This window comes from Neisseria sp. P0013.S005, assembly GCF_051958425.1.
Taxonomy (GTDB): domain Bacteria; phylum Pseudomonadota; class Gammaproteobacteria; order Burkholderiales; family Neisseriaceae; genus Neisseria; species Neisseria subflava.
On the sequence record NZ_JBQCVL010000095.1, the window covers coordinates 1 to 238 of the forward strand.

Sequence of the window (238 nt, forward strand, 5' to 3'; positions counted from 1 at the left end):
CACCCCCCCCACTGACAGCCGAACCCCAGACCGCCCCGGTACCGTCCAACACCGCATAGGCCACGTCGCACACTTCGGCACGGGTCTGTACGGGATTCCTAATCATCGATTCCATCATTTGGGTCGCGGTAATCCTGAACCGGCGCACCTCACGCGCGCGGCGCATCATGAGATTATGCTGGGCAGGAACGTCGGAATGACCGACTTCCACAGCCAAGACGCCGCGCCCAACCAAAAA

General features: G+C 61.3%; 1 protein-coding gene. It reads right to left on the reverse strand.

Translation table 11 applies throughout. The annotated features are described in order from the left end of the window. Positions 1-238, reverse strand: a 238-nt coding sequence (locus tag ACTHTA_RS11635) for a pyruvate kinase (protein ID WP_440379643.1), incomplete at both ends; no start/stop codon positions are given.